We start from the raw sequence: 18,174 nt of genomic DNA, 5'->3' as shown, positions 1-18,174 counted from the left end.
CGGTGACCCGGAAGGGCGAACGAGTGAACCATGCAGCCGATACGCGAGGGCCGCGTCCTGTACTCAGCGGGCCGGTGATCGTCCACTCCTACGATCGGGGCCTGCCCGGCCTGGTGAGGGAGAGTACCCTCCGCTCTCCGCAGGCCGTTGCCTGCCGGGATGTCAATCGTCAGTTGACCTATCGGGAACTCGACCTGCTCAGCGACGCGTTCGCGGTCGCGGTCGAGGCGGCCACGGGAGGACGTCGGGGCGCTGTCGTGGTCCGACTGGCCAGGAGCGTCGATGTGCTGGTCGCCTTCCTCGGCATTCTCAAGGCCGGTTGCTGGTACCTGCCGGTGTCCCTGGAGGAGCCGGGCACCCGAGTGGCGTCGATGGTCGCCGACGCGCGACCGCTGGCCGTGGTGGCGGATTCCGCGGACCTCTGTGAGGCGTTGACCGGTCTCCCGCTGGTACCGCTTCCCGGGGCGCCGCAGCACGACGCCTTGCGGCCACTTCGCAAGGTCGCGCCGGACGACCCGGTGTACGTCCTGTTCACCTCGGGCTCGACCGGCGCGCCGAAGGGCGTGCTGCTGGGCAGTGCCGCACTGTGCAACCGCCTGGTGTGGATGGACCGCCACTACGGTCTCGCCGAGGACGACGTCGTTCTGCAGAAGACCCCGTGCACGTTCGACGTGTCAGGTTGGGAGCTGTTCTGGCCGCTGATCGCAGGAGCCCAGTGCCTCTTCATGCCCGAGGGCGACCACCGCGATCCGGCCCTGGTCATGCGCTTCGTGCGGAGGTACCAGGTGACGACCTGTCACTTCGTCCCTTCCATGCTGGCGGTGTTCCTCCAGAGCGCCAGTGGCCGCGACGGCGCATCACTGCGTCGCGTGTTCTGCAGCGGGGAGGCTCTGCCGGCGGCCGTGGCGGTCCGCTTCCACCAGGTGTTCGACGCCGAGTTGCACAACCTCTACGGACCCACCGAAGCCGCCATCGACGTCACGTACTGGCCGGTGCCCAGGACCCTGGAGGTCGGGGACCGGGTGCTGATCGGCAGGCCGATCGACAACTGCGTGCTCCACGTCCTGGACGGCGAGCGGAAGCCGGTCGCGGCCGGCGACGTCGGTGAACTGTGGATCGGCGGTGTCCCGGTCGCCCGGGAGTACGTCAACCGGCCCGACGCCACCGCAGCGGCTTTCCGGCGTGTCGGGGGCGCCACCTGCTATCGGACCGGGGATCTGGTCCGTGAGGTCGAGGGCGGCCTCGAATACCTCGGCCGGGCCGATGACCAGGTCAAGATCCGCGGAGTGCGGGTCGAGTTGGGCGAGGTGGAACAGGTCCTGGGCGGGCACCCGGCGGTCGGCCATGCCGTCGCGGTGGTGGTGGAGGGGCGGGAGCCCGGCGAGTCCCGGCTGCTGGCGGCGGTGACGGCACGCCCGGCGTTCGCGGATCGCGAGCCGACCGAGTCGCAGTTGCGGTCCTACCTGAGCGAGCGGTTGCCGTCGGCCTACGTGCCCTCCGGCGTCACGTGGCTCGACGCGATCCCGCTGGGACACAGCGGCAAGGCCGACCGGCGCCGACTGCGGGAGGTGCTCGGCCGACACCGAGCGCCCTCGCGGATGCCCGGGGCCGCGGACACCTCGGACCTGGCCGGCACCTGGTGGGACCTGGTGGCCCGGCCCGAGGGCACGGAAGGCGACACCGAGGGCTTCGTCAGTCTCGGCGGCCATTCGCTGCTCGCGGCACGGCTGGCCGGATGGTGTCTGGAGCACCTCGGGGTCGAGGTCCCGCTGCGGCTGCTACTCGACGAGAACGCGTCGCTGAAGGAGCTGGAGGCGTTCGTGGAGGCAGCCGATGCCGTCCCGTGCGCGCCTTCGACCGCGGTGCGGGCCCAGTCGGACGCGCCGGACCGCAGGAGCGGGTCCTCGCCGCTGGCTCCCGGGCAGCGCCGGCTCTGGTTGTGGAGCAAGCTGCACCCCGACTCCTCCGCCTACCACGTGCTCTCCGTGCTCCGGCTGCGCGGCGAGGTCTCGGTGACCGCACTGCAAGCGGCTCTCGCCGCGGTCGTCGACCGGCATGACGCGCTGCGCGCAAGGGTGGTCGGCAGCGAGGAGCCGAGCTGGCGGTACGACGTGAGCGCAGCGCCCACCCTGGTGGAGCGGACGGCCGTGCAGGCACTGACCGACAGGTCCATCGAACGGTTCACGGACGAGTTGGTGCGCGACCCGATCGCGCTCGATCGAGCACCCCTGCTCCGGGCTGGCCTGTTCCGTTCCCTGGCGGGCGGGGAGAGCTGCTTCGTCCTCTCCCTGCACCACGTCATCGCCGACCAGCGGACCACCGAGATCGTCCTCGCGGACCTCGCCACCGCCTATGCGGCGGCGCTGCGGGGAGTTCGGCCCGTCTTCGAACCGGCACCGAGCCACGCCGGCCATGCCGAGCGCGAAGCCTGCGAGGTCGGCTCGCCGCGGTGGCAGGCCGACCTGGACCACTGGCGGGAGCGCCTGTCGGAGGCGCCCCGCGAACTTCGACTGCCTTTCCAGCGGCCGTCGGAAGGTCCGCCGGACACGGCAGGGGAGGCGCACCGCCGCTCGCTCGGAGCGGACCGCAGCCAGAAGATGCGCGAACTCGCCGCGCGAGCCGCGGTCACCCCGGCGACCCTTCTGCTGGCCTGTGTGAGTGTCGTCCTGTCAGCCTGGTCCGGGCAGCACAGCGTCGTGCTCGGCATGGCGGCGTCGCGACGGCGGACCGTCGAGGAAGAGCAACTCGTCGGATTCCTCGTGGACAGCCTGCCGATCCGGGTCGACGTGCGGGACCACCGGGATTTCACCGCGCTGCTCGCTCATGCGAGGCAGCGGCAGGTCGAGGGCCTGCAGCACCACAGGCCGGCCTTCGACGCCGTCGTCGAGGCGCTGGGTGTGCCCACCCAGCCCACCGGCAACCCGCTCTTCCAGGTCTGGCTGAACGACCTCAGCCAGTCGGCGCCTGCTCCGTCCCTGCCCGGCCTGTCTGTCGAGGAGTACGAGACCCCCTGGACACCTGCCCTGTTCGACCTGAACTTCTACCTGCGGCGCGACGTCGCGGGTGACGGCGGATACCGGATCGACCTGGTGCGGGCCGTCGACCGGGTGGCGTCCGCCGTGGCCGACGAGCTGGTCGACCAGTGCCTGGCGGTGCTGGACCAGGTGATCGAGGATCCGGCCTCCCAGCTGGACGCGCTCGACCTGCGGACCGGGCGGATGACCGACCTGGCGGTTCGCCGGCACCAAGCCCCGCAGCGCTCCGTTCCCGGCCGGCCGGTGGTCGCACAGGTCATGGAAACGGCCGCACGGCAGGCGGACCGGGTGGCGATCGCCATGCCGGACGGTGCGGCCATGACCTACGGCCAGCTGGAGCGCGAGGTGGCCGAGTTGGCCGACCGGCTCGCCTCGGCCGGTTGCGGGACCGGTTCCGTCGTGGAACTGCGCACCGCACGCCTGCCGCGCCTGGCGGTGGCGCTGCTGGCCGTCTGGCGAACGGGAGCGGTCGCGGCACTGGTGGACGGAACGCTTCCCGGCGGACGGTTGGACGACTGCCGTCGGCAGCTGCGACCGTCCCACACCCTGACGGTGCCGATGGACTCCGCCGCCCCCGTGCTCTCCGACGGCGTCGAGGATCCGCGCTCGCTGCCGGGGGCCAGTCATGTGCTGTTCACCTCGGGAACCACCGGCCGGCCCGCTGGAGTCGTGGTCCCACCCGGTCCGCTGCGAACCGCGATGGACTGGTACCTGGGCGAGTTCGAGTTCACCCCTGAGGACCGGGTCCCCCTGCTGGCCGGGCTCGGGCACGACCCGCTGCTGAGGGACGTCCTGGCGCCGCTGCTCAGCGGTGGCACCCTGGTGGTTCCCCCGGACGACGTGTACAGCACTCCGGCGAGACTGTTCGACTTCCTGCTTCGGCAGCGGATCACTGTCCTGCACACAACGCCCGCGCTCCTCGAACTGGTGCTGGCCGGCGGCGAGGAGCGCCACGGCGAGCGCCTGACGGCCCTTCGGCTGGTGGTCACCGGTGGTGCACCGCTCCGCGGGGGGTTGGCCGGCAGACTGCGCACGGTGACCGGAGCAACGCTGGTGAACGCCTACGGTGCGACGGAGACCCCCCAGATCGCGGCGTGGACCCGTGTCGCGGACGAGCCGCTGCCGGCGGACGCCACGTTGCCGATCGGTAGGGCGGTTCCCGGTACGGAACTGGCCGTCGTCGACGCCGGTGGCCGGCCGTGCGGCGTCGGGCAGCTCGGTGAGCTGATCGTGTGCGGTGGTCAGGTTGCGGACGGCTACCTCGACGGTGCCGAACGACAGGACCGGTTCGTCTCCGGTTCGGACAGCTCGCGGCCCGCGGCGTTCCGCACCGGCGACCTCGGCCGGCTCGATCCGTCAGGCCGGATCCATCTCGCGGGCCGATCCGACCGCCAGGTCCTGATCCACGGGTTGCGCGTGACCTTGGAAGAGGTCGAGGCCGTCGCCCTGCGGCACTCTGGCGTCCGCGAGGCCGCCGCGGCCCTGGCCGAGACGGTCGGCGGCGAGACACTGACGCTGTACGTCACACCAGTGCCGGGTGCGGCCCCGGAGCCCGCCGAACTGCGGGCCCACCTCGCCGCCAGGCTGCCGAAGGCGGCCGTGCCCGCCACGGTCAGGGTCGTCGAACGCCTCGCTCGGGACGGCAACCACAAGGCCGCCGGTCGGCCGCCGGTCGGGCCGAGCGCCGCCCCAGGCGTGCGGACGGCAGTGATCGACAACGTGACCGTGGCCCGGCTGAGCGAGTACATCAAGTGCTTCATCGATCGCGACCTCGGCCCGGACGAGAACTTCTTCGACGCCGGGCTCAACTCGATGGCCGTGCTGCGGCTGCACGCTCGGCTGGTCGAGGAGTTCGACGACCAGATCGCCGTGACCGACCTGTTCACCCACACCACTCTGCGGTCTCTGGCCGCCCACCTGTCCGGCGCCGCTACCGCCTCATCGCGACGGACCGGGCGGCGGCCCCGGCCGAACCAGACCGCCGTCCGTGCCGCAGAAAGCCGCCGGAGCATCCGTAGCCAGCTCTACCGCAGTCACCAGGAGCATGCATGAGCGAGTACGCCGAACCCATTGCGATCATCGGGATAGCCGGGCGTTTCCCCGGCGCCGGCGATGTCGACCAGTACTGGCGGAACCTGTGCGAGGGAAGGGAGTCGGTTCATCGTCCCTCGGACGACGAACTGTTGGCTCTCGGTGTCTCGCACGAGGTCCTCGCCGATCCGGACTACGTCAAGGCCGTCGCACTGGCACCGGACGTGGACAAGTTCGATGCCGCGTTCTTCGGTCTGACACCGCGTGAGGCACAGCTGTGCCACCCGCAGATGCGCCTGCTCCTGGAGACCGCGCACGCCGCGTTCGAGAACGCGGGGTACGCGCCGGGAACGGTCACCGACGTCGGCGTCTTCGCCTCGGGCGGGGCGAACCGCTACGGCGCGCTGGAGGGCAAGACCGAGAGCGCGCTGCGCAGTGCCTCCGGCATCTCGCTCGCGGTGCTCAACAACACCGACTACGTAGCGACCCTGGTGTCCTACAAGTTCGGTTTCCAGGGGCCCAGCTTCACTGTGCAGACCGCCTGCTCCAGCTCGCTGGTCGCAACCCACCTGGCTGTTCAGGCCCTGCGCAACGGCGAGTGTGAGATCGCCCTGGCCGGCGGGGCGGACGTCGAGTTCCCCCTCGGGCACGGACACTGGTGGGCCCCGGGCAGCCCGTTGAGCAAGGAGGGCCGAGTGCGGCCCTTCGACCGGGATGCGGACGGCACCATCTTTGGCAGCGGCGTCGGTGTCGTCGCGCTGAAGCGGCTGAGCGACGCGCTGGCGGACGGTGACAATATCCGAGCGGTCATCCGCAGCTCCGCGGTGAACAACGACGGCTCGGACAAGATCGGCTTCAGTGCCCCCAGCATGGCCGGCCAGTCCGCCGTGATCAGCGAGGCGATGCTGATGGCCGGAGTCGAGCCGTCCGACATCTCCTACGTGGAGTCCCACGGCACGGGTACCCCACTGGGCGACCTGATCGAGGTGGCGGCACTCAACGACGCCTACCGGTCCCTCGCGGACGGCCACATGACGCCAGGGAGCATCGCGCTCTCCTCGGTCAAGGGCAACATCGGACACCTCGGTCACGCGGCGGGTTCGGCGGCCCTCATCAAGATGGTGCTGGCGCTGGAGAACGAGCGGATCCCGGCCAGTATCAACTTCAGCGAGCCCAACCCCAAGGCCGAGTTCGACCGGTCGCCGTTCTTCGTGAACGACACGCTGCAGAAGTGGGAGCGTGCCGACGGGAAGCCGCGTCGCTCGGCGGTCCATTCACTCGGAATCGGCGGCACCAATGTGCACATGGTGCTGGAGGAGGCCCCGCTGCGGGACTCCGCGGAAACCGACCACCGCCCGCGTCTGGTCGTCTGGTCGGGCCGGACACCGCAGGCCGAACAGGAGTACCGGAGCAGGCTGGCAGCCCACCTCGCCGGCGCCGGAGAGGAGCTGTTCGCCGACACCGTCCTCACGATGCAGCACGGCCGGAAGGCCGAGGTGGTCCGGTCGGCCGTGGTGGCGTCGAGCGCCGCGGAGTCGGCGGCCGCGCTGCGCGGAGTACCGGGCGCCCCGGCCGTCGTCACCGGGTCCGCCGAGGAGCCCCGCCCGGTCGCCTTCCTCTTCCCCGGCCAGGGCTCGCAGCACGCCGCCATGGCGGCCGGACTCCACGGAGTCGACCGGGTGTTCACCCAGTCGTTCGACGAGTGCCTGGCCCTGCTGGACGAGGCTGGTGCCGCTGCCGGGAGTGCCTGGCGCGAGGCCACGGAGGATGAGGAACTCCAGAGGACCGAGCTCGCCCAGCCGTTGCTGTTCGCGGTCGAGTGGGCGCTGAGCCGGATGTGGCAGTCCTGGGGAGTGCGCCCCGAACGGTTGCTGGGTCACAGCATCGGTGAGCTCACCGCGGCCACCGTGGCCGGGGTGTTCGAACTCGCCGACGCCGCACGGCTGGTGGCGGCTCGGGCCGGTGCCATGGCGGCGATGCCGGCCGGTGCGATGCTCGCGGTGTCAGCCGCGCCGACGGAGATCGAGGACCTCCTGCCGCCCGCGATCGGTGTCGCGGTGGTCAACGGGCCCCGGCAGACCGTGGTAGCCGGACCGAAGGCTGCCCTGGACGATTTCGCCCGGCTGCTGGCCGAGCGGGGGATCCGCACGAAGAGCGTGCGTACCTCGCACGCCTTCCACAGCGAGGCCATGGCACCGGCGGCCGAGGAGTTCCGGCGGTCCTTCGAGGGGATCGTTCTCCGGGCGCCGGAGATCCCGTTGTACTCCGCAGCGAGCGGCGGCCTCCTGACCGAGGCCCAGGCCGTCGACCCCGACTTCTGGGCAGACCAGCTCACCACCCCCGTCTGGTTCGGCCGGGCCCTGGACGGCATGCTCGCCGAGGGGCCGCAGCTGCTGCTGGAGGTGGGGCCCCAGCAGGCCCTCGCCGGCCTGGCCAAGCCGCACCGCGAGGTCACGCAGGGACGCAGCGCGGTGGTGGCGAGCCTGCCGCACCCGGGGGCGGCGCGCGGCGACTGGGAGTCGCTGCTCGCGGCGGCGGCAGTGCTGTGGACCGAGGGCCACCCGCTCGACTGGGCGAGGATGGCACAGCAGGAGACGTGGCGCCGTACGGTGGTGCCGGGCTACCCGTACCAGCGCACGCGCCACTGGGTCGAAACGCCCGCCGAGAGCAGCGGGAGCACCGAGGCAGCTGCGGCGGCGGTCGTCAACGCCGTTGTCGGCCATGAGGAGGCCGGGCGGGAGGAGCCCGAGCACGAGGCGCGGCCGCTGCCGTTCTACACGCTCTCGTGGACCGAACAGCCGCGCGGGTCCGGATCGGCGCGGGGCGGCGCGACCACAGCGCTGGCGCTCCTGCCCGAGGACCGGTCCTCGGCCGGCGAGGTGGCCGCAGCACTGCAGCGAGCCGGTCTTCGGGTCATTCCGGTCACCCCGGGCGAGGCGTACCGGGAGACCGCTGTGGGCTTCCGTATCCGCCGTGACAGCACCGAGGACATCGAGCGCGTGTTCACCGCGCTCGCGCGGCGCGGCAGCTATCCGCGCCTGGTCGTGCACGCTGCCACGCTCGGCGCGTGGGCGCCCCCCACCGTGGCGAACGCCCCCGGCCAGACGGAGCGTTCCTTCCACAGCGTGCTGGCCTTCGTCCAGCAGGGCGCGCGGCGGGCGGCGGGGAACCCGGTTCCCGGACTGCTGGTCCTCACCGACCGGTCGGTGGATGTCTCCGGGGGCGAGCAGGTCGATGCGGTCAAGGCGACCCTGCACGGACTGGTCCGGACTCTTGCCGTCGAAGAGCCCGGCACCGCGTGCAAGTTGATCGACCTGGGCCGCGGAGTCCCGGAGGAGGACCTGACCGACGAACTCGCCGACTGGTCGTCCCACGAGGTGGTGGCCCTGCGCGGTGACCGGCGGTGGGTCAGGAGTGAGCAGCAGTTCGTGCCCGAGAGCGGTACGGCCACGGCGTTCCGGCCCGGCGGCAGCTACCTGATCACGGGTGGACTCGGTGGGCTGGGCCTGGAGGTGGCCAAGGGGATCGCCCGAACGGGCCTGCGCCCGCACCTGCTGCTGCTGGGCAGGACCGGACTCGCCGAGGTCGAGGAGCCGCACCGGGTGCCGGACGGAGCGGACGAGCGGACCACCCGGCTGCGTGCGGGGCTGGAGGAGATCGAGGAGCTGGGGGCCTCGTACCGGATCGTCACCGCGGACCTGAGCGACCCGGCGGCCCTGCGCGCGGCGCTGGCCGAGGCCACCGGCCGGCGCGGCCCGATCGCCGGGGTGTTGCACCTCGCCGGTGTGGCGGGCGACGGGATGATGCAGTTCCGCACGCGGCAGCAGGCCGAAGCGGTGCTCGCGCCGAAGGTGCTCGGCTCCCTCGCACTGGCCGAGGCGTTCGCCGACCGGCCGAGTCTCGACTTCTTCGTGGCCTTTTCGAGTACGGCCGCACTCCGGGGTCTGCGCGGGAGCGGGGACTACGCTGCCGCGAACTGCTTCCTCGATGCCTTTGCCGCGACGCAGCTGCCGTTCGCCCGCCGTGCCCTGACCATCAACTGGCCTGCCTGGAATTCGGTCGGGATGGCCGTGCCCGGTCTCGCGAAGCAGACAGAGGCGACCGCGGCGGTGGCGGGGCCGGTGTGGCGGGCCGCGCTGACCCCGAGCGAGTGCCCGATGCTGGACGAGCACCGGATCAACGGTGAGGCGGTGCTGCCGGGGACCGGCCACCTCGACTTCGTGGTCCGCGCCTTCCGGGCCCAGGTGCTCGACGGAGCGGCCACGCCCGTCCGGCTGACCGAGGTGGTCTTCCGGACACCGCTGGTGGTGCATGACTCCCGGACGATGGAGATCGCGTTCACGCCGGGCGACGACGTATGGCAGTTCGTGGTGCGTTCGTTCGCCGGCACCCGGGCCGTCGGTGACGTGCAGGTGCACGCGACCGGCAGGGTGGAGAGCGCAGCGGGCACCGCTCGTCAGCTGGACCTGGACACCCTGCGGGTCTCCCTGTCCGACCGCCGGGAGCGAGGGGAACCGGAGCGCCGACTGGTCGAGTTCGGCCCTCGCTGGAGCAATGTCACGGAGGTCGGATCCGGCCCGGCGGATCCCGGCGAGATACTGGTGCGGCTGGACCTGCCGGAGGCGTTCGCGGCCGAGGCAACCGAACACGAACTGCACCCCGCGCTGCTGGACAACGCCACCGCCTTCGCTCGCGACCCGGAGCGCGATGCCCCGCACCTGCCGTTCATGTACCGGTCGGTCGTGGTGTACGACCGGCTGCCCGCCCGGATCTACAGCCACATCCGTCGTGGCAGCGGCGCCGACGGCCTGATCGTGGCCGACATCGATGTAGTGGCGCCCGACGGGCGATTGCTGGTCGAGATCGAGGGCTTCGCCATGCGACGGGTGGAGGACGGGTTCGTCGTGGGGGACACCCCGGTCGCGGAGGTGGACGAGCCGCGGGCTCCCGGCAGGCCGGAGGCTGACGCCACGTCCGGTCAGACCGGTATCGATCCCGAGACCGGGGTCGGGCTGCTGCTTGAGCTGATCGGTGCCAGGACGCCGCGACAGGTCGCGGTGGCACGGTTCCGGGACGGCGTACCGGTGCTCTCCGCGGACGCGCGTCGGGTTCCCGTGGTCGCCCGGCCGGCCGTCGAAGCGTTGCCCGTGCCCGCCGCGACCCCGGAGCACCGGGCCGCCGCGGTGCCGACACCGGTGCCGACTCTGACTCCGGAGGCGTTGCCGCAGGCGGCGGAGCAGTCGACGGTGGACACCATGCGAGAGCTGTGGACCGACGCGCTGGGAATCCCGGACATCGGGCCGGGGGACGACTTCTTCACCCTCGGCGGCAACTCGCTCACCGCGGTGGACCTGATCACCCGGATCAGGGCCAGGTATCGCATCGACCTCAGCATCGCCGTGTTGTTCGAATACCCGACGCTCGGCGCCCTGGCCGAGGAACTCCGTTCACTGGGCGCGGGCTGACCGTGGCAGACCTGGGTGCTCCGGGCGGATCGTGCCGCCCGGAGCACCCCTGGCGATCGGGCCCCAGGCCGGTGCGGCCGGCCGCAATCGAAGATCAGGAGTGGGAGCGTGAGCCGAATATTCGCCGACGGGTTGTTGGCCGGTCAGACCGCCGTGGTGACAGGTGGTTCCAGCGGCATCGGCCTGGCGATCGCGGAAGGCTTCACCAGGCTGGGATGCGAGGTCGTGATCGTGGCCCGCAGGCCCGAGCGACTGGAGCAGGCCATGACCGGTATCGCGGAGCGGACCGGTCGAACACCGGGCGGCTTCCTCTGCGACGTCCGGGACGAGGAGCGCATCGACCTGCTGCGCGAGCACGTGCTCGGTGCGGTGGGGGTACCGACGATCCTGGTCAACAACGCGGCCGCCAACTTCAAGATGGCGGCGGAGCGGATGACCCGGCGGGCCTTCTCGACGGTCCTGGACATCGACCTCGTCGGCACCTTCAACGTGACGAGGGCCTTCGCCAACGACATGATCGAGGCTGCCCGCGGGAGCATCCTCAACATCAGCATGGTCGATGCCGAACGCGGCTTCCCCGGCTTCTCGCACGCCGGCGCGGCCAAGGCGGGAGTCCTGTCGCTGACCCGGAGCTGGGCCGGTGAGTGGGGGAAGCACGGCATTCGGGTCAACGGCATCGGCCCGGGGCCGGTGCCGACTGCCGGTGCGGCCGCGAACATGCTCGGGCTGGCCGACTCCGGTGACGCGTTCGCCGATGTGCTCGGCCGGATTCCACTCGGGCGGCTCGGGACCGAGGACGACATCGCGCACGCGGCCACGTTCCTCTGCAGCCCGGCGGCTGCCTGGATCACCGGGGTCAACCTCGCGGTCGACGGTGGCTTCAACCTTCCCTGAGAACCTGCGGGAGCGTGCCGTGTTCAGCAGAACACGGCACGCTCCCGCGGTTTTTGGCGCGTCCGGCCGGCGTGAGCGGCTCAGTCGGCGGGTTCGTACTCGATGCCCTCCGCGCAGGCGTGGTCCAGCCAGCGGACCACCTCGGCGATCTCCGTGTGGTCCGCGCCCTCGGCCCGGATCGTGAACGCGCGGTCCTTCAGGCCGTTGCGCCAGTCGAGGACCGTGCCGGGCTGGACGAACACATCCACGTCCCACACCCGGGGGTGGCGCAGGAACCGGGAGGCGGGTGCCGCGCTCCGGACCCGCACGCGCTGCTGCGGCGGCAGGGCGAGGTAGAACAGCGCCGAGCCGTCGAACACCACAGGCCGCCGGTCCACCGGGTAGCCGACCGCGGTGCGGACCGCCAGCCGTACCGGATCGAGGTCCGAGCACCGGTTCATCAGCTGGGCGATCCCGCCGCCCAGGCGGCCGTTCACCTCGATCACCCGTGGTCCCTGCGGCGTCAGCTTGAGCTCGGTATGGGTGATGCCGATGTCGACGCCCAGCGCCCGCACCGCTGCCGCTGCCATCGCCGTGACCTCGTCCCGGAGCTCCTGGGGCAGCATGCCGGGGATGATCGTCCCGTGCTCGCGGAAGGGAGCGGCGAGCGGCAGCTTGTCGCTGACCGCGAAGTGCCAGGTCCCCGACGCATCGGTGACCGACTCCACCGACACGTAGTCACCGAGCCAGTCACCGAACGGATGGCGCCCCGGTGTCAGCAGCTCCTCGACCTCCCAGCTGTGCGGGCCGTCCCCCAGCCGCTCGGGCAGGACGGTCTCGACGGCCTGCGCCAGCTCGTCCTTGTCGGTACAGCACAGCGTGTACCGGCCGGAGTCGCCGTGCACGGGCTTGACGACCACCGGGTAGCCGACCGTTGCCGCGGCTGCCGCCAGCTCGGAGCTGTCGGCAACGGAGACCTGTCGCGTCACGCTCACGCCGGCCGCGTTCAGCAGGGCGCGCTGGCGCGACTTGTCGGTCAGTGCGGCGGCCGTCTCGAGCCGGTGGTAGGGGAGGCCGAGGCGAGCGGCCAGCCCAGCCGTGGTGCGCACCAGTGAGTCACTGAACGTCAGGATGCCGCGGACCGGGCTCTCCGATGCCTCGGTACACGCCGACGCCAGGTCCTCGGCGGTGCTGTAGTCGACAGTCGGCGCCAGCGCCTCCAGGACAGGGCGCATCGTGCGGCAGTGCGGGTCCTGCCCGTCGATGAGGAACAGCAGCCGGGCGTCCGTCTGCGCGGCCTGGATGATGCTGATCGGGCTGACCGAACCGAACCCGTAGACCAGGGCGAGGGTCGGCAGTGCGGTGTCAGCGTTCATTGGAGTCCTTCCTGCCGGGAGCCGCCGCTTTGAACGCGTTGGGCCCGGGTGGTGAGCGCGGCAGCGAGGACTGCCGCCACAGTGAAAGACGTGTCGGAATCCGGCGCCATGACGTGCAACCGGTCTTCGTCCACGTTCAGGCAGACGGTGATCCGCGGTGCCGGGCGCAGCCCGAGCGGACCGGTGTCCAGGGCGAAGACGATGGTCGGGCGCGGGGCTTGCGGCGGGACGCCTGCTCGGCGCACGGCGATGTCACGCAGGAACGTGCCCTGAGCGGCGGCTTGCCGTACGGCGGCGGAGCCCGTGGACTCGATCTCGGCGTCGTCGGTGTCGAGGGTGACCGGCACGGCTGTCGCGAACAGCTGGTCCAAGGGGCCGACTGCGGCTCGGACGGATGGTTCGCTCCACCAGAAGGTCTGCTGCCGTCCGCCGAAGCCCGCCGCGTAGGCGGCCCAGCCCAGCGCCGCGGCGGTCAGCCACTCTCGTCGGCCCTCGCGGGTGCGGGTGGCCGGCCGGGCCGCCGGGGGGAGCCGGACGGTGGCCGTGTGGGAGTCCGGCGGCAGCGATCCGGTCGAAGCCCCCAGCGGCAGGTGCTCGGACATCGGCTGGACCGTTGCCAGCACAGCTGCCCAACCGCTCTCGTGGCGGTTGAACCCGGTGTCGCACTCACCAGCGAGCCGGGCCAGGTCGTGGCCGGGGAGGTCGAGATGCCGGCCGGCCTCGATGCCGAGGGCCGAGGCCCACTCGGCCCCCGACAGCTCGACGCCGTCCAGGCCGCGAACCCGGTGGATGACGAGATCGCCGCCACCCGTGGTGAGTGCGAGCGTGCCCGGATCAGCGGGCACCACGAGACCGCTGCGATCCTCGTCGGAGGCTGCCCGCGAGGTGACTTTCGTGAGTACCGCCAGTGAGTCGCCCACCAGGATCTTGGGGGCGCCGAAGGCGTTGTCCGTCGGACCCATGTCGGCCGCCCGGCACCAGCGTTCGATCTCCTCGGCGGGCTGACCGGCCGCGACCAGCCCGGCTGCCGGCAGACGGCGTCGACGGGAGTAGTAGGAGCGCTGCTCCAGGTCCTGGGCCCGTGGTCGCAGACGCTGCTGCTCCAGCTGCGCCAGCAGCTCGTCGAAGCCGGCCAGGCCGTCGTCGTAGCACTTGATGCTCAGGGTCAGGGTGGTCTCGTCGGCTGCGACCGGAAACGTCCGCTGGACCAGGATGTCGCCGCTGTCGAGACGCTCCCGCATCGTGTGCCAGGTGGTGCCGTATTCCTGCTCGCCGTTCACCAGCGCCCAGGGCATCTGGTTCACACCGGCGTAGCGCGGCAGCGGAGAGCTGTGGAAGTTGATCGCCAGCTTGCCAGGCAGTGCTAGTTCGGCGCCGGTGAGTACCTCGGGATTGGCGATGCTGAACAGGTAGTCGGGCCGCGGTCCGCCCAGGCCGCGGGTGTGGTCGGCGGTGGGGACGCCGCGTCGTTCTGCCCACTCTCTGGCCGGGCCCCGTTCGCCGGCCATTCCGCCGACCCGATGTCCGCGTGCGAGCAGGCGTTCGCCGCACTCGATGACAAGTGCGCCCCTGCCCGCCAACCAGCAGTGGAGTGGTCTGCCGATCCTGTCCGGTACTGATTCGGAGTGTCCGGAGAATACTTGGCGGTCCGCCATGATTGCCCTTCTCAGGGATTTGTCTGGATCGGAGAGGCGGCGCATCGGGGTCCGCTCCGTGCGCCTTCGTGAGAAATTTCTGCAGAGAAATAATCCAGGGATTTCCCATCGAAGTGTCATCAGGGCGCCATCGGCGAACCATTGACGATCCCCGAGGTGATCGCGCGGCCTTGTCCTGCATTGGAGCGGCTGATTTACTCGGGGCGATCGTACGCTGACGTAGAGGACTTGGGGAGGATGCTTTGAGGATGATGGTCAACACCCTGAGGCGCCAGGCTCGGTTCCGGAATCTCTGGATCGGCCAGAGCATTTCGGTGATGGGCACCGCAGTGACGGAGATCGCCATGCCGCTCACCTCGGCCGTCTATCTGAAGGTCTCGACCTTTCAGATGGGCCTGCTGTCCGCCCTCGGGTTCCTGCCCTGGCTGGTGATCGGGCTCCAGGCGGGGAGTTGGGTGGACCGGTCCTCGCATCGGCGCACGCTGATCCTCACGGATCTGCTCCGCTTCGGACTGCTGGCGATCGTACCGATATGCGCCTGGTGTCACGTCCTGAATTTCATGGGCCTGGCCTTCGTGGTGCTGTGCGTCGGAGTCTGCACGGTGTTCGCGAATTCCGCGTCCTCCGCGGTCCTGCCCGAACTCATCGACGAGGAACAGCTGGTCGAGGGAAACAGTCTGACCCGGCTGAGCCAGTCCGTTTCCTATGTCGCGGGCCCCGGCCTCGGTGGCTGGCTGGTCGGAGTGCTGACCGCTCCGGTCGCGTTGGTGGTCGACTCGCTCTCCTATCTCGTCTCGGCGCTGTTCATGTTCCGGCTGCCCGAGCAGGAGGCACGGAAGCAGCCGGAGCGACGTGAGACGACGCTTCGGCAGGACATCGGGGAAGGCCTGCGCACGCTGTTCGGAAATCGGTACCTGCGTCCGGCGGTACTGAGCACCGGGGCACTGGCCCTGGGGAACGGCATCTTCGGCCCGGTCTACATCCTCTTCCTGACCCGCACCCTGGGCCTCGCGCCGTCCTTGGTAGCGGTGCCGTTCATGGTGTTCGGCGCGGGGGCCATCGCGGGCTCCCTGTCGGCTGCCTCGATCGGCCGCCGGTTCGGTTTCGGTCCGACCCTGATCGTCGCCGGCCTGCTCAACGGCTTGGCGTCGTTCGCGTTCCCGCTGCTCGGCCACCGTCCGGTCTCGGTGCTCGTGGTGAGCGCACCGTGGCTCCTCTTCGGCTTCATCGCGCCGGTGTACGGGAGCCTGACCCAGACGCTGATCCAGAGCGCGAGCCCCGCCGGCATGCTCGGACGCATCAGTTCGGCCTCCAGCGTGCTGTCCTGGGGTCTGCTGGCGGTCTCGGCGGTGCTGGGTGGCTGGCTCGGTACTGCTGTCGGTCTGCGGGGTTCCCTGCTGATCTGCTGCGGTGCGTACCTCGCGTCCCCACTCTTCATGATCTTTTCGCCGGCCAGGTCGTTGCGCAAGCCCCAGGAGGCCAAGCCGGTCGACGCGGAGGCCGCCGAGGCCACGCCCGAACCGCAGCAGGTGGCGGGCGGCTGACCCGGTCCACCGCGGCCTGAGCCGGAAGCGGCTTCGCCTTGGCCGCCGGTCCCCGCGACGTCGCGGGGACCGGCGGCCAAGGCGTCGGTCGGTCGCGGTTTGTCCGCTCTACCCTGGACCGCCGACCGCGGTACCGCTGATGGCAGCGGTGGTAGCGGCTCGTGAGGTGGAAAGTAGGCGCTGGCGGCAGCATCACCCGCAGGTTCGGCGGTTGAGCGGCGGGCAGCCTACTGGCGAGGGTGGGATCCACCCGGTTGTTCGCGTCGCCTTCCGGTGTCCGGACGCGCTATTACCGGGAGATTCAAATGTACTTTTCGGTGCTCGGTCCGTTGGAGATGACGGCCAGTGAGAAGACCATCGAGGTCGGCGGCCTGCGGCAGCGGCACATTCTCGCTGTGCTGCTCCTCAACGCCGGAAGGACGGTCTCGGTCAGTCGCCTGACCGAGACGATGTGGGACACCGTGCCGCCCGCGACCGCCAAGGAGCAGGTGCAGAACTGCGTTTCGATGCTTCGTCGGGCGCTCGTCGCGGCGGGCGCGCCGAGCGGCATCATCCTCACCCGCCCCTCGGGGTACCTGCTGGACGTCCCGCGCGATGCCCTGGACCTCAACGGCTTCAACGACGTGGTGGCAGTGGCGCGGACGGCGGCGGCGCAGGGGCAGCGGGAACAGGCCTGCGGTGAACTGCGCCGTGCCCTGGACATGTGGCGCGGCCCCGCCTTCGATGATCTGTCCAGCCGGGTGGTGCGTGCGGGTGCGGCCCGGCTGAACGAGCAGCGCCTGGTGGCACTGGAGGAGTGCATCGAGCTGGAGCTCGGCCTCGGCCGCCACCGCGAGATGGTCGGGGAGCTGACCGCCCTGATCACCGAGCATCCGCTCCGGGAGCAGCTGCGCGCCCAACTGATGCTCGCGCTCTACCGCTCCGGCCGTCAGGCCGAGGCACTCGCGGTGTACCGCCAGACGCGGCGGACGATGATCGAGGAGCTCGGCCTGGAGCCGAGCGCCACGCTGCAGCGGGTCGAGCAGTCCATCCTGGCGGAGGATCCCGCCCTCGACCTGCCCACCTTGCCGGCTCCGCGACTCCTGGAGCAGACCGAGGCGCCGGAGCGACCGGTGCCGCGTCAGCTTCCACCCGCCCTCGGGATCCTGGTCGGAACGGATGGACCCGCCGAGGCGATGGCGCGGATTCTGACCCGTCAGGACGACGCGGCACCGAACGGGCCGGCGGTCTGCATCGTGACCGGCGAGGGCGGGATCGGGAAGACCTCACTCGCCGTGCACGTCGCCCATCAGCTGAAGGAGCGTTTTCAGGACGGGCAGCTCTTCGTGGATTTCCGCGGCAGCGGTCTGCTGCAGGCGGACTTCGGCGAGACACTCGCCCATCTCCTCCATGCCCTGGGCGTGGACGTGCCCGAGAAGCTGGACGACCGGATCACGGAATACCGCAGCGCCCTGGCGGAGCGGCGGGTGCTGATCGTGCTGGACGACGTTCCGGACGAGAGGACCCTGCGGGATCTGACGCCCGGGGCGGCGAACTGCGCGGTGATCACGACCAGCCGCGCTCGGCTGGTCGGAAAGGGGCTGGGGCACCTGGTCCAGTTGGCGCCGCTGACGGAACAGGATGCCACCGACCTCCTGGTCTCGGTCGTGGGCGACGGCCGCGTCGAGCGGGAACTCGCCAGTGCCCGCCAGCTGGTGGCGCTCTGCGGGTACCTGCCGCTCGCGGTGAGCAGCGCCGGGATGCGCCTGGCTGCCAAGCCGCACTGGAGTATCCAGCGTCTGGTCGACCTGCTCCAGCCGGTCTCCCGCCGGTTCGACGAGTTGGAACGCGGTGGTCGCAGTGCCCGCTCACTCTTCGAGGAGCCCTACCGCCGGCTTCGACCCGTGGCCCGGCGGGTCTTCCGGTGCATAGGTCGCTCGACCAGCCACCCGGTGACCGCCGTGCAGGGCGCGGAGCTTGCCGAACTCTCGGTGGACGAGACCGAGGAGGCGCTGGAGGAGGCGGTGGACCTGCGGTTGGTGGAGGCCGAGCGGACCTCGGGTGGTGAGGTCGCCTACCGGCTCGCCGAGCTGCCGAGGGTCTTCTGTCGCGAGCGTGCCGTGGACGAGGAGCCTGAGGCGGCTCGGTCCTCCCGCCCGGCAGGGGTGCTGATCGAGTCGATGGTGGGTTAGGGCCGGTACGCCTCAGCCCTTGGA

The 18,174-nt window shown here is 71.0% G+C and carries 7 protein-coding genes; 5 read left to right on the top strand and 2 right to left on the bottom strand.

What is annotated here, in order from left to right; genetic code table 11:
* Positions 1-2 precede the first annotated feature (2 nt).
* The 3 genes from P3T41_RS16415 to P3T41_RS16405 all read left to right on the top strand — a co-directional run bounded on the left by P3T41_RS16415 (position 3) and on the right by P3T41_RS16405 (position 11,425).
* Entirely contained in the window at positions 3-5,087 is a 5,085-nt protein-coding gene (locus tag P3T41_RS16415) for an amino acid adenylation domain-containing protein (RefSeq protein ID WP_348533662.1), read from the top strand.
* Entirely contained in the window at positions 5,084-10,531 is a 5,448-nt protein-coding gene (locus tag P3T41_RS16410; RefSeq protein ID WP_280690590.1) for a type I polyketide synthase, read from the top strand. Before P3T41_RS16415 ends, P3T41_RS16410 begins: the two co-directional genes overlap by 4 nt.
* A 108-nt stretch (positions 10,532-10,639) precedes the next feature.
* A complete protein-coding gene (locus P3T41_RS16405) occupies positions 10,640-11,425 on the top strand; it encodes an SDR family oxidoreductase (RefSeq protein WP_280690589.1) in 786 nt (261 codons plus the stop codon).
* 80 nt (positions 11,426-11,505) lie between these two features.
* Here the strand turns inward: P3T41_RS16405 and P3T41_RS16400 are convergent, their stop codons facing one another.
* Positions 11,506-12,780 carry an ATP-grasp domain-containing protein gene (locus tag P3T41_RS16400; RefSeq protein ID WP_280690588.1) on the bottom strand — a complete coding sequence of 425 codons (1,275 nt, stop codon included), beginning with the start codon at positions 12,778-12,780 and terminating at the stop codon, positions 11,506-11,508.
* A complete protein-coding gene (locus P3T41_RS16395) occupies positions 12,777-14,288 on the bottom strand; it encodes a formyltransferase family protein (protein ID WP_280690587.1) in 1,512 nt (503 codons plus the stop codon). The genes P3T41_RS16400 and P3T41_RS16395 overlap by 4 nt, the downstream gene beginning before the upstream one ends.
* A 395-nt stretch (positions 14,289-14,683) precedes the next feature.
* Here P3T41_RS16395 and P3T41_RS16390 point away from each other — a divergent pair, with 395 nt between their 5' ends.
* Both P3T41_RS16390 and P3T41_RS16385 read left to right on the top strand, forming a co-directional pair.
* On the top strand, positions 14,684-15,979 hold the full coding sequence (locus P3T41_RS16390) for an MFS transporter (RefSeq protein ID WP_348533661.1): 1,296 nt from the start codon (positions 14,684-14,686) through the stop codon (positions 15,977-15,979).
* Positions 15,980-16,284: 305 nt separating this feature from the next.
* The gene (locus tag P3T41_RS16385; RefSeq protein WP_280690586.1) at positions 16,285-18,150 is read left to right on the top strand and encodes an AfsR/SARP family transcriptional regulator; all 1,866 of its coding nucleotides are present in this window, start codon (positions 16,285-16,287) and stop codon (positions 18,148-18,150) included.
* The last annotated feature ends 24 nt before the right edge of the window (positions 18,151-18,174 follow it).

Origin of the sequence: Kitasatospora sp. GAS204B (genome assembly GCF_029892155.1) — a bacterium.
Classification (GTDB): domain Bacteria; phylum Actinomycetota; class Actinomycetes; order Streptomycetales; family Streptomycetaceae; genus Kitasatospora.
The sequence above is the reverse complement of the archived record's forward strand: the minus strand, read 5'-3'. Positions and strand labels throughout refer to the sequence as shown.